Origin of the sequence: Ferrimonas pelagia (assembly GCF_039543565.1) — a bacterium.
In the GTDB taxonomy this organism is placed as follows: domain Bacteria; phylum Pseudomonadota; class Gammaproteobacteria; order Enterobacterales; family Shewanellaceae; genus Ferrimonas; species Ferrimonas pelagia.
The window spans coordinates 1-12723 of record NZ_BAABJZ010000058.1; the positions used below are offsets into that span (position 1 = coordinate 1).

At 54.9% G+C, this 12723-nt stretch carries 11 protein-coding genes; 7 read left to right on the forward strand and 4 right to left on the reverse strand.

Annotated features, from left to right (window positions below; translation table 11 throughout):
• Positions 1-1031: 1031 nt before the first annotated feature.
• The 3 genes from ABEA08_RS09825 to ABEA08_RS09835 are packed head-to-tail and all read right to left on the reverse strand — an operon-like array spanning position 1032 to position 3211.
• Positions 1032-1676 carry a DUF2987 domain-containing protein gene (locus ABEA08_RS09825; RefSeq protein WP_345335114.1) on the reverse strand — a complete coding sequence of 215 codons (645 nt, stop codon included), beginning with the start codon at positions 1674-1676 and terminating at the stop codon, positions 1032-1034.
• Between the two features lie 2 nt (positions 1677-1678).
• Entirely contained in the window at positions 1679-2467 is a 789-nt protein-coding gene (locus tag ABEA08_RS09830) for a glucosaminidase domain-containing protein (RefSeq protein WP_345335115.1), read from the reverse strand.
• Positions 2468-2473: 6 nt separating this feature from the next.
• Entirely contained in the window at positions 2474-3211 is a 738-nt protein-coding gene (locus ABEA08_RS09835; RefSeq protein WP_345335116.1) for a hypothetical protein, read from the reverse strand.
• Between the two features lie 319 nt (positions 3212-3530).
• Here ABEA08_RS09835 and potA point away from each other — a divergent pair, with 319 nt between their 5' ends.
• The 7 genes from potA (at position 3531) to ABEA08_RS09870 (ending at position 11697) form a co-directional block, all read left to right on the forward strand.
• Positions 3531-4637: a spermidine/putrescine ABC transporter ATP-binding protein PotA gene (gene potA, locus ABEA08_RS09840; protein WP_345335117.1), complete on the forward strand. Its 1107-nt coding sequence runs from the start codon at positions 3531-3533 to the stop codon at positions 4635-4637.
• Complete coding sequence (potB, locus tag ABEA08_RS09845; protein WP_345335118.1) at positions 4627-5481, forward strand: spermidine/putrescine ABC transporter permease PotB; 855 nt, start codon at positions 4627-4629, stop codon at positions 5479-5481. The genes potA and potB overlap by 11 nt, the downstream gene beginning before the upstream one ends.
• Positions 5478-6251 (forward strand): spermidine/putrescine ABC transporter permease PotC, encoded by a 774-nt coding sequence (gene potC / locus ABEA08_RS09850; RefSeq protein ID WP_345335119.1) that lies wholly within the window; start codon positions 5478-5480, stop codon positions 6249-6251. The genes potB and potC overlap by 4 nt, the downstream gene beginning before the upstream one ends.
• A gap of 41 nt (positions 6252-6292) precedes the next feature.
• Positions 6293-7333 carry an extracellular solute-binding protein gene (locus tag ABEA08_RS09855; protein ID WP_345335120.1) on the forward strand — a complete coding sequence of 347 codons (1041 nt, stop codon included), beginning with the start codon at positions 6293-6295 and terminating at the stop codon, positions 7331-7333.
• Between the two features lie 316 nt (positions 7334-7649).
• Positions 7650-8909 (forward strand): Lcl C-terminal domain-containing protein, encoded by a 1260-nt coding sequence (locus ABEA08_RS09860; protein WP_345335121.1) that lies wholly within the window; start codon positions 7650-7652, stop codon positions 8907-8909.
• 165 nt (positions 8910-9074) lie between these two features.
• Positions 9075-10484 carry a sulfatase gene (locus tag ABEA08_RS09865; protein WP_345335122.1) on the forward strand — a complete coding sequence of 470 codons (1410 nt, stop codon included), beginning with the start codon at positions 9075-9077 and terminating at the stop codon, positions 10482-10484.
• Between the two features lie 223 nt (positions 10485-10707).
• Positions 10708-11697, forward strand: a complete 990-nt coding sequence (locus ABEA08_RS09870) for a transposase (RefSeq protein ID WP_345335123.1) — start codon at positions 10708-10710, stop codon at positions 11695-11697.
• A gap of 584 nt (positions 11698-12281) precedes the next feature.
• On the opposite strand, the gene ABEA08_RS09875 is transcribed toward ABEA08_RS09870, so the two are convergent.
• Positions 12282-12533 carry a hypothetical protein gene (locus tag ABEA08_RS09875; RefSeq protein WP_345335124.1) on the reverse strand — a complete coding sequence of 84 codons (252 nt, stop codon included), beginning with the start codon at positions 12531-12533 and terminating at the stop codon, positions 12282-12284.
• Positions 12534-12723 lie beyond the last annotated feature (190 nt).

A 12723-nucleotide genomic window follows, 5' to 3' on the forward strand; every position in this document is an offset into this window, starting at 1 on the left:
CTTTTTAGTGTTAATCCAGTCATGAACTAGACTGTAGATCATACTGGATAAACATCCAGATTAAGTTATTTATCTAACTGAATTCTTTGTGTTTAAAGCTTCCCCGGGCTTGCCCGGCAAGTACAACAGCATGTTATGCGGAATTTCCATTTATCCCGCCGATGTAAAGTGCAGGTTTTACTGCTAAGTGCCTGCTCTGCCTATCAAAAAGTTACCAACGTCGTATATCCCCTTTTGGGAAAGCGAGAACGGTGTTAAAAACGCGCCCATTCTGTTGGTGAACACCAACCCGTAACCAGTTGATATTTAAAGGTAGTGGCATTCAAGATCTCATTCATTCGGCGCATTAACACTCTGACTGTCGTCACCTCGCCACTTGTTCATCGGCCGAACGCACCTTGTGCTGTGTATGTACACCGTGCAATGCGCTGTCGAGGATGAACATGAGGCCAGCCCCTTTATCCGCCAGATCAGGGAAGCATTGCGGATACGACACGATGCATTACAAACACAGAAAACGTACCTTTTCTGAGTTAGACAGTTGATACGCTTCAATAACTTACGCCATCACTCTAAGCGAAGCAACCGAGAGATCGAGGGCGTATTTTACTAAAAAGCCAAAGGCGTCAGGAGGGGTCAAGAGATCAATGTCATTGAAACTGCGAGTAGCTCATTTTCGCCGTGGCTAAGACCACGCGTTAACGCGCCGGAGTCTGATCGTTTATGGCTCAGTTCTCGCGCCAGAAGGGAAAATCGTTGCGGCAATGTCCGAGTCGAAGGGATGTTTCGGGGACAGGTCGGCGCTCTGGTTACTTCACGGGCGCGGTAAGGCAGCGGAACGAGGCTTGATAGCTTTGTCCCAGAGCTCTCAGTCTCCCATACGAGCTCTCGGACACCCAAGATCATGGACAACCACAATATCAAATGACGGGATAGGCAGATATGTACTGACGTGTCTGTCCAATGACATTGTGCCCACTGACATTGCGGAGTATGGATGCTGCACCGTTTGCCGTGATCTCGTGTGCGCTCTAACGCTCAATATAAGGTCCGATCCACAGCGGCGGCTCACTGAACCGCAGCGTTTCCAACTCGACAAGCTGCTGTTGCGTGAGCGTGATCCGCCCTTGCGCGTCGCCTCGCTGAGAGACGTGACGCTGATCGGTCATCAGGCTGTCCGGGGCCAGTTGCACCACGACACCGCTGACGTCCGGTTGCAGGAAGCGAAATGGAAAACCGGCGAAGCGCTTGAGTACGGCATCAAACTGCGACGCCAGTTGGTCAAGCTCCGCGCCGCTAAAGGCCTGCTGCAGCGGATCAGAAAATCGCAATTGCATGGCAAAATCACACTGGCTTTCGTCGTCCACGCTCAAGGCTAACACCGCCTTATCCAGCTTTAGCTTGGGATCAAACGGTAAGAGCAACTCGTAGCGCGGGCTGATCCCCACCGGCAGGCGCATCTCTTTATGGATGAGCTCTGCCTGGCGAATAACACAAGGGTGACCTTGTTGCCGATGATTGAGGTAAAACGCCAAGGTCACCAAGGGGTAATCGGTTTTATTGACCACCTTCATGCGGTCATAAAAGCCCGCGTATTCCAGGATCAGCGCCTGAGCGGTCGTCGGCGTCATTGCCAAAGCCAGCGCAACAGCGCCGGCACACATCCATGTTTTCATTGTTATAGGTACACTCTATTGTTATCCAGCATCTGTAGCAGCTCGGCCACGTACTCCTCTTTGCGCTCTGAGTAGCGCAACAAGGTGGGGATCAGATCTTCCGCCGTCACCGGCTGATCCGCCTCGCGGAGCCAGCGCCGGATGGTGCGAAGCTCCGCGTACGCGGCGTTGGTATTGAGGTTGCGCAGGTAGGCACTGACCGAGCCACGGGCGTCGTCAAAGCGGGCCACCTCATGACTCAGGCCGCTGCTGCGGGCGTTCGGCACCAGCCCACATCCTCGACTGAAGCACCATTGGCCAAAGTAGTTGTTGCCCTCCACCGCAAAACGGGAAACGCCCCAGCCCGACTCATTGGCGGCCTGGATCAACACCATCTCTACCGGGACAATGTCCACACGCTCCATCAGATCGCGCACGGTTTGCTCCGTGACGCTGCGCAGCTCGAAACGGTATTGCTGAGCAATGTCCGACAGCTGGTTGAGCTCGGTTTGCTCCAGCGTCTGTCCCTGAGAGAGCAACGCCACCATGGTCTTAACCCACAATCGTTGCTCCAGGGTTTTGTCATTCTCCTGCTCCACCAACGGCCGCAGAAAATCAAAGAACGCCTGTTTCTTCTCCGTCACCACGGTGAGCTGAGTAAAGTCCGGCGCAGCACTGAGTGGCGGATTCTTTTGCAACGGCAGATCCGCTTCGACCGGTCGCGGCTGTGGCACTTGGGTTTGCAGCGCGATCACCCCGGCTGCGACTACCGCTAAGCCTAAGGTTAATCGTCCTACTCGTCCGGTTTTCATCATCGATCAAGCCTCAAAACTGCCGGGTTGATTACCACCGGACATGGGCGGTTGCTCCGATCCCTTATCGTCGGCATCCGTGTCCTGCTCCGGCTTTGGTGTCAGCTCAGGAAACAGTTCGCGGAACAGCACCCCTTTACCGTAAAAGTAGAACGGCAGCGTCAGTACTAGACCCACGCCCATCGGCAGGGCCGAGAAGGCGATCAGCACCACCATAAACAGATAGAACGGCAGGACCACCAAGATATGGCGATGAACCACCTTGGCAGACTCAAACATCGCCTTCATCGGCGAGCCTCGATAGAACAAATAATACAGATTGGCCTGACTCAATACCGCCATCAGGTAGATCCCAGGGAAGATCAATAACATCCCCAGATTCGCGAGCACACTGGAGACCAGCGCGATCAACACCAGCGGCGCGGCGAGCGCCCAGGCATTGAACATCATATTGATGTTGCCATGCTGGCCAGTGGCGCGGCGCCAACCAAGATACGCCAAGCCAGCTTCAAACGGGGCCATCGCCGCCAACAAGAAAAGCTGGACTGGGCCCATGGCGTCCATCAAGGCGTCGGGATCGGACAGATCCAAATCCCAAAAGCTGGCGACCAGATTCAGGCCCGCCATCGTGATCACGGCCAAGACGGCAAATGCGATCAAACAGGCGCCCAAGATGGGCTGCAACCCCTGCCGGGTTAATTGCCAGGATTCTTTTAGAATGGAAACCAGATCGGTGTTCTGCATGAACTGAGTACTACCTACAGAGAGTTAAGCAAAGCGGCATTATAGCCTGACCAAACGCTACGTAAAAACGCCATTGTAACGCAATGGCTTAGCAGAGCCTTTTGCGGCGAAAAAATACTCACTGAGCGCCAAAAGGGTCGCTAAACTTGATCAACCTATCCCTTTTGCGCAACACAGATGACACAACTCGACACTCCCTATTAAATGTCACAGAATTGCCGCAAAAAGGCTTGGGCGTGCAACGACATGCGAGTAATATCCGCACCTCTTTTGGCTCAGACGACGTTGAGGCGGCAGCCATGCCGCAGATAAAGGTTCAATGACGACAGACTCTCGATCGGCGGTGATCCGCCTTTGCGCCGTGGATAAGGCGTACGACACCAAAACCATTCTTAATCAATTCGATCTGGATATCCAGGATGGCGAATTCGTCACCCTGCTCGGTCCCTCCGGCTGCGGTAAAACTACCGTGCTGCGGATCATCGCAGGTCTGGAAACGCTGGACGCCGGCAGCATCGCTCTAGCCGGCATTGACATAACCCAATTGCCGGCAGAGCTGCGCAACGTCAACACCGTATTCCAGAGCTATGCGCTGTTTCCGCACATGACGGTGTTTGACAACATCGCCTTCGGCCTTCGCACCAAAAAGGTCGCCAAGGCGGAGATCAGCAAGCGAGTCAACGAGGTATTAGCCATGGTTCAGTTGGCTGGCTTCGAGCACCGCAAGCCTGCGGATCTCAGTGGCGGTCAGCAGCAACGGGTGGCCATTGCCCGTGCGGTGATCAACAAACCTAAGGTGTTGCTACTGGATGAAAGCCTCAGCGCGCTGGATTACAAGCTGCGCAAGCAGATGCAAAACGAGCTGAAGCGACTGCAGCGCCAATTGGGGATCACCTTTGTGTTCGTCACCCACGATCAGGAAGAAGCCTTGTCGATGTCCGATCGCATCGTGGTGATGAACGACGGTGAGGTGCAACAGCAAGGCAGCCCGAGGGAGATCTACGAAACCCCGGCGAATCTGTTTGTGGCGCGCTTTATCGGCGAATCCAATATCTTCGACGCGACGGTTGAACAGGCGCTGCAAGGCAACGAGTACCGCGCCCGCATCGAAGGCTGCAGCTTTGTGATCCACAGCGACAGTGCACTGGCGCCGGGCGACCGAGTCCACGTGCTGCTGCGGCCGGAAGATCTGCGCCTCAAAGAGATCAACAATGGCGGTGACGAGAACGGCTTGGTGGGCACCGTGCTCGAGCGCAACTATAAGGGCATGACCCTGGATTCGGTGATCGAGCTTGATAGCGGCAAACAGCTCCAGATCTCTGAGTTTTTCGACGAAGATGATCCCGACTTCGATCACAGCCTAGGCCAGCGAGTTGCCATTACGTGGGTGCCAAGCTGGGAGGTGGTGTTGCCTTATGAAGGTTAACAACCGACTGAAATGGTTCAGTATCGGCCTGCTGACGACCTGGTTGGTGATCTTCGTGCTGTTCCCCAACCTGATGGTGATCGCGGTGTCCTTTATGACGCCGGATCTGCGTGAATTGATCCGCCCAGAGTTCAGTGTCGAAGGCTATCTTCGCCTGCTCGATCCGCTCTATCTGGACGTGCTGATCCACTCGCTGTACCTTGCGGGCTTCGCCACCCTACTCTGCTTGCTGGTCGGCTACCCGGCCGCCTGGATCATCGCCCATACCAGCAAACGCATGCAGGCGTTTTTGCTGTTTTTGATCATCGTGCCGTTCTGGACCAACTCCTTGATCCGCACCTACGCCATGAAGGTGATCCTCGGCAACCGCGGCATCGTCAATAAGACCTTGATGGAGATCGGCCTGATCGACTCCCCCATCCGAATGCTTTATAACGAATCCGCCGTGATCATGGCCCTGGTTTACATCCTGCTGCCCTTTATGATCCTGCCGCTCTACTCCAGCATTGAGAAGTTGCCGCGTAACTACCTGGAAGCGGCCAAAGATCTCGGCTCCGGCCCACTGCGCACCTTCCGGACCATTGTTTGGCCCCTGACCCTGCCGGGCGTGATCTCCGGTTGCCTGTTGGTGTTCCTGCCGGCGTTGGGCATGTTCTATATCGCCGATCTGCTCGGCGGCGCTGGCAACCTGCTGATCGGTAACATCATCCGCGATCAGATCCTGGTCACCCGCAACTGGCCGTTTGGCGCCGCACTCAGCGTCACGCTGATCGCCATGATGGCCGTCATGCTGTGGGCCTACCACCGCGCACTCAAAGCGATGCAGGGAGGCCAAGGCCGATGATCCGCCCACTCAAACTGGGCTTTATGGCCCTGCTGTTCTTCTACCTCTATCTGCCCATCGCAGTCTTGGTCGCCAACGCCTTTAACAGCACCCGCAGCGGCAACCGCTGGGGCGGATTTACCGCCAAGTGGTTCGATGCCATGTGGGCCAATAGCGGCCTGATGGAAGCGGCGGTTAATTCGCTGACCGTGGCTGTTGTCGCTGCCACCGTCGCGACGCTGATCGGTACTCTGGCCGCTGTTGCGCTCTACCGCTACCGCTTCCGCGGCAAGCTGGCACTCAATGGCATGTTGTTTGTGGTGATGACCTCGCCGGACATCGTCATGGCCGTCAGCCTGCTGGCGCTGTTTGTCAGCCTGGGGATCAGCCTAGGCTTCTGGTCACTGCTTGCCGCGCACATCACCTTCTGTTTGCCGTTTGTGGTGGTCAGCGTCTACAGTCGCCTATCGGGATTCGATCGCAGTGTCATCGAGGCAGCGCGGGATCTCGGCGCCTCCGAAGGCCGCATTCTGCGCCAGATCATCCTGCCGATGGCGATGCCCGCCGTACTGGCAGGCTGGCTGCTGAGCTTCACCTTGTCACTGGACGACGTGATCATCAGCTCGTTCGTGACCGGCCCCAGCTATGAGATCTTGCCCATTAAGATCTTTTCCATGGTGAAAGTGGGTGTCACCCCGGCCGTCAACGCACTGGCAACCCTGATGCTGCTGCTGTCATTGGTCATGGTGGCGATCTCTCAGTTTCTACTTAAACAAAAGCATCCGTCATGAGTCCCTATCAAGACGGATGATCATTAACCAAGGGTAAAGCAATGATGACATTCAAACACTGGCTGACTGCCGCGCTACTGAGCACCGTCAGCGCCGCTGCGGTTGCTGACAATGACGTGATCTACTTCTACAACTGGTCCGAATACATTCCGGAAGGGCTGATGCAGGAGTTCGAACAGGAAACCGGGATCCGGGTGATCTACACCACCTACGACTCGAATGAAGCGATGTACGCCAAGCTGAAGCTGACCGGCTCTGAAGGCTATGACATCGTCGTTCCCAGCACCTACTACATCGCCAAGATGGCCGATGAAGGGATGCTGAAGCCGCTGGACAAGAGCCTGTTGACCAATCTGGCGCACCTCGATCCTGCGCTGATGGACAAAGAGTACGATCCCGGCAACACCTATTCACTGCCTTATATTTGGGGCGCAACCGGGATCGGCGTCAACACCGACGAAGTCGATATCGACGAGATCACCTCCTGGAAGGATCTGTGGTCGCCCCAGTGGCGTGGCGAACTGATGCTGATGAACGATCCGCGCGAGGTGTTCCATATGGCGCTGCGGATCCTCGGCTACTCCACCAATAGCCGCAATCCGCACGAGATCGAAGAAGCCTACCAACTGCTGACCCAGTTAATGCCCAACGCCTTGACCTTCAACTCAGACAACCCAGGCGCCCCGTTTGCCGCCGGCGACACCATCTTGGGGATGATCTGGAACGGCTCCGCCTATGAAGCGCAAAAAGAGGATCCTGCCATCAACATGGTGTATCCGAAAGAAGGCGCGATCTTCTGGATGGACAATCTGGCGATCCCGGCCGGCGCTAAGAACGTCGAAGCCGCCCACAAGCTGATCGACTTCTTGCTGCGCCCTGAGATCGCGGCGAAGGTCTGCGAAGAGATCGGCTACCCAACCCCGAACAAAACCGCCAAAGGGTTGCTCGACAAAGCCTTTGCGGAAAACCCCATGGTGTTCCCACCGGCTGAGGTTATCGAAGCGGGCGAATTCCAGTCCGATGTCGGTGAAGCGGTCGAGATCTACGACGGCTACTGGCAGCGCCTGCGCACCGGTCGCTGATCTCACCAGCCTCCCTCAAACGGCAGCCCTGACGGCTGCCGTTTTTTTGATCCAAAACACCGCTTGGCCCCGCAGGGAGCCGCCACATAAGGCGATGTTCTTAGATGAGATCAGTAACGCGACCGTCCACCAATCGGCTCTTGCACCTGCGGTTCAGAACAACACGACACATACGACTTCTCATTGAAGCTTGCCAATACACTTCGCGACATTTAAGTACACTTCCCGGCTAATGTTTCCCCACCACTGTGAAAAGATAAGTATCAACAGATCAATGAGTCACCAGCGATTCATCGTGTCGATAAGGGGTCAAACCATGAAACATGTTGCCACTCTCGGAGCCTTGGCTCTCTGTTTACTCTCACCATCGGCGCTGGCCGAGCTTCCCTACCAGATCGTGGACACCAACCAAACCTCCGCATATGGGCAGGGTCTGGGCCAAGATGCGCATTTTGTCGGCGCATCGCCAACCTACCGCGATAATGACGATGGCACCGTGAGCGATACAGTAACAGCCTTGATGTGGACCCAGGATCCAGGAGAGAAGATCACCTATGCCGAGGCCGTCAAGCGAGCGTCGTCGCTACGAACCGGCGGCTACAACGACTGGCGCCTGCCCACCATCAAAGAGCTCTACTCTCTGATCCAGCTCAACGGCGTCGATCCCGATCCAAAAGCAAACAGCAGCGCCAACTTGCGTCCCTTTATCGACGACAGCGTCTTTGCATTTGCCTATGGCGATGTCAGCAAGGGCGAACGCATCATTGATGCGCAGTATGTCAGCGCCACCCAATACGTCAGTACCACAATGAACCAAAATGACACCGTTTTTGGCGTTAACTTCGCGGATGGGCGGATCAAGGGTTACCCGATCAAAAACCGCCGCGGAGAAAAAACCTTCTTTGCACTCTACGTTCGAGGCAATCCAGAATATGGCCAGAACCAGTTTGTCGATAACCAAGACGGCACCATCACCGATGAAGCGACCGGCCTCACTTGGATGAAGGCCGACAGCGGCCAAGGGATGGATTGGCCCGATGCGCTTGCATACGCCGGCTCCGCCACCTTTGCCGGTCACTCTGATTGGCGACTGCCTAATGCCAAAGAGCTCCAAAGCATCATTGACTACAGCCGTTCACCTGACACCACCGACTCCGCCGCGATCGATCCCCTGTTTGAAAGCACGGCAATCGCCAATGAAGCCGGGCAGAAAGACTTTGCCCACTACTGGACCAACACCACTCACGTCAGTACCCGCAGCAATCGTGCGGCCACCTATTTTGCCTTTGGCCGCTCTCTTGGCTGGATGGGGCGTGACGGGCAGAAACAACTGATGGATGTCCATGGCGCTGGCTCACAGCGCTCCGATCCCAAAACCGGTGATCCCGCTAAGCTCCCATTCGGGCGTGGCCCTCAGGGCGATGTGGTCCGAATTAATAATTTGGTTCGATTGGTTCGTGGTGGCGCAGTCGAACCCGTGGACGCGCCCATCGTCGAACAGAGCGCACGCCAGCGCCGCGCTCCACCGGGAGAAGGCAGTGAAGCGCGGCCACAGCGTCGGGCCCGCAGCCAATAAAATCGGCCCCTACGAGACTGGGCCGCCAAAGTCGCCGAGGTGACCTATGAGCGTCCAATACCGCCTTTTTCTCAGCGAGGGGAACGAGCGCAATGAGGCGCATCCGTCCCGCAAAGCGTGCGCACAAACCGCGAACAATGAAGCATTAACGACCAGGAAGGCAACATGAACACTCGGACTCTTATCCCATCTCTCAGCGTGGTCGCCATAGCAATGGCTGGAGCGACCGCCCATGCCGAACAGGCACACTCAGACACCAGTGCCGCGCCACGTTCGCCCAACATCGTGTTTATCTATGCCGATGACATGAGCTGGACCGGCAGCTCTGTGGCCATGATCCAAGGCGATCCCAGCAGCCGCAGCGACTTCTATCAAACCCCGAATCTGGAAGCCCTCGCCGCCACAGGCATGGTCTTTTCGAACGCCTATTCTCCGGGTGCCCTATGTACCCCAAGTCGCGCCGGACTCCTGACCGGGCAAACCCCGGCACAACTGCGGATCACAACGCCAGGACGAGGCAAAGTGGATGACAGCAGAAAAGTGCTGACGCCCCAGCCTACTACGCAACTGCCACCGTCGATCACAACCATCGGCACCGCCTTAAAGACCCAAGGCTATGCCACAGCGCTTCTGGGCAAGTGGCACATCGGCCGGGAAGATCATGCGGGACGATTCGGCTTCGATCAGCACGATGAGGCCACCCAGAACGACAACCAAGGAACCCCGCAGGATCCGAAAGAGATCTTCAGCTTGACCCAGCGCGGCATCGAATTCATCGAGCAGAGCGTCAATGCCAACCAGCCCTTCTATCTGCAGATCTCCCACTATGCGGTGCACTCACCCACGCAAAGTCGGCCAGAAAGCCGTGACAAATTTAACGCGCTCGCTGCGGGCCAATACCACAGCGATCCGGACTACGCCGGCATGACTTGGGATCTGGATACCAGCTTAGCGCCGCTGCTGCAGGCGCTGGACGACCTAGGGATCAGTGACAACACCTATGTTGTCTTTAGCTCAGATCATGGCGCCCCCGGCAACCGCCGCAACCCGTACAATGCGCCGCTGTTCGGCGGAAAAGGTTCGTTGTATGAAGGCGGGATCCGCGTGCCTCTGATCATCTCCGGCCCTGGGGTGAACATTGGCTACAGCGATAAAAATGTCAGCGGCACCGACTTGTTCGCCACCTTTGCAAGCTGGGCCGGCGCGAAGGTAGACGCACCGGAGAGTGAAGATCTAACCCCGCTGCTCACCGACAACGACGACAAATTCCAACGGCGTCACGCGCTGCTGTTTCACTACCCTCACTACGGCCGCGGCTCGCAAACACCACAAACCGCCTTGATCGCCGACCAGTGGAAACTGCTTAGAGACTGGGAACAGGGGAGCGATCAACTATTTAACCTTAAAGAGGACATCGGAGAAACCCAAGATCTTGCCGACAAAGAACCGAAGACATTGGCAAAGATGATCGCATTGATGGACGCGAGATTAACCAACATCGAAGCACAGTTGCCGATCCCCAATTCCGACTACGATCCCAACGTGGCGCCACGTCGGCGTGGCAACCGACGATAACCGCGCTTTGCTAATACTCCAACGGGCTCTGCCAAGACGCAATGCACCAGCAGAGCCTTTTATGAGACACCCATAATTTAGGTGAGCTCCTTTCAAACCAGCTACGCTTTGTGTTTTTAATAAGACACCCATAATTTAGGTGTTTTTTAATAAGACACCCATAATTTAGGTGAGCTCCTTTCAAACCAGCTACGCTTTGTGGACATTCAGATTGGAGCACATCATGGCAACCGCGCGGCGATCGCAAGTCAGTTTGCAGGACACCCCCTACTATCACTGCGTTACACGCTGTGTCCGGCGCAGCTTTTTGTGCGGTGATGACCCATTCACCGGAAAAAGCTATGAGCATCGCCGCGGCTGGGTAGAGAAACGGTTGCTGGCACTCAGTAGCGTATTCGCCATCGAACTGTGTGCCTTTGCCGTGATGAGTAACCATACCCATGTGGTGCTTCGGGTCGATCGTGAATTGGCGTTGAGTTGGACCGTTGAACAGGTGTTGAAGCGCTGGCATAGCTTGCACAAAGGTACGCTACTCACTCAGGCTTACATGGCGACAGAGCGACGGAAAGAGCTCAGCGATGGACAAATTGACATCGTGCTGAAAACGGCTGAACAATACCGACAACGATTGTTTGATTTGAGCTGGTTTATGCGTAGCCTCAACGAGTTTATCGCCCGTGAAGCCAATCGAGAAGATGGCTGTACCGGCCGGTTCTGGGAAGGACGTTTCAAGTCTCAAGCCCTACTGGATGAAGCCGCAGTGTTATCTTGTATGGCCTACGTCGACCTCAACCCCATTCGCGCTAAGATGGCGAAAACACCCGAGCAATCCAATCACACCAGTATTCAGCGGCGTATTCGCGCAGCAATATCCGGCAAACAGCCACCAGAGCTGGCCCCATTCACCGCTCCGGACAACAGCGACATGTCGCAAGGGTTGGCGTATGCCGTCGATGACTATTTGGAGTTGATTGAACAAACTGGCCGCATCATTCGTGACGACAAACCTGGCCACATCCACGACTCGTTGCCCAGGATGCTCCAACGCCTGCAGATAACCCCCGCCAACTGGCTAAAGCTAACCACCGAGTTTGAACAAAAATTCACCCGTGCCGCCGGCCGAGAAGCCGCGTTGCGAGACTTTGCCGAACATATCAATCATCAGCGCGCGCACGGCATTGCCGCAGCCAGAGACCTGCTAAATAGCGCTTAGCTTTGCGCAACACCCGCCCTGACACCCAACGCCTTCCCAGGATAACGCGTCACGGCCAGCGTTCACTTATCCACCACAACGACGCCGACATTTCCCGCAAAATACACAAACCTGATGCTTTTTCTCGGATCCGAGATGGCTTTTTCCCTGCGCGAAGCAGCCATTTCAAAGCTAACCGCCAACATAGTTATACTGGGTGTCTATATAATTTAGGTGTCTATATAATTTCTCTCCCGCAAAATACACAAGCCTGATGTTTTTTCTCGGATCCGAGATGGCTTTTGCCCTGCGCGAAGGCGCTATTTCAAAGCTAACTGCCAACATATTTATATTGGGTGTCTATCAAAAAATCCTACACGCAGCCCTACCACCCAACGCCTTCACTGGATAACGCGTCACGCCCAGCGTTCACTTTCCCACCACAACGATGCCGACAATTCCCGCAAAATACACAAGCCTGATGCTTTTTCTCGGATCCGAGATGGCTTTTGCCCTGCGCGAAGGAGCTACTTCAGAGCTAACCGCCAACATAGTTGTTTTGGGTGTCTATTTAAATAGACACTATTTAAATAGACATTTCAAAGCTAACCGCCAACATAATTATAATGGGTGTCTATTTGATTTTCTTTTTTTGACTTAGTAACATAGTCTAAGTCAATGCCAACCTCTTTCAAAATGGGGTACGCAACTATGAGACCAGCCATGAAGGCCGCTATCGTCATATAATATTTCCCTACGCCAGACTCTGTAATTCCAACAGCTAGAAAAATCATCCCAAGGCATAAACAGGAGCCTAAGTACTTAATTGATTTATATATCTCTGAGTTGTTTTCCATTGTAGATTTCCTTTCCATGTTTTCATATGTAGATACGGCCCACTTCCCACTGGTGAATTAGACACATAACGCTTTAGTCAGGCGAGCTTTTGAGCTTTCAAAAAAGAGGGCCGCAGGCCCACCAGAGTCAAAAGTATCGCTTGCACTAACTTGTTGTACTTCCGCACACCTGAGGAGATCGCTATGAGCA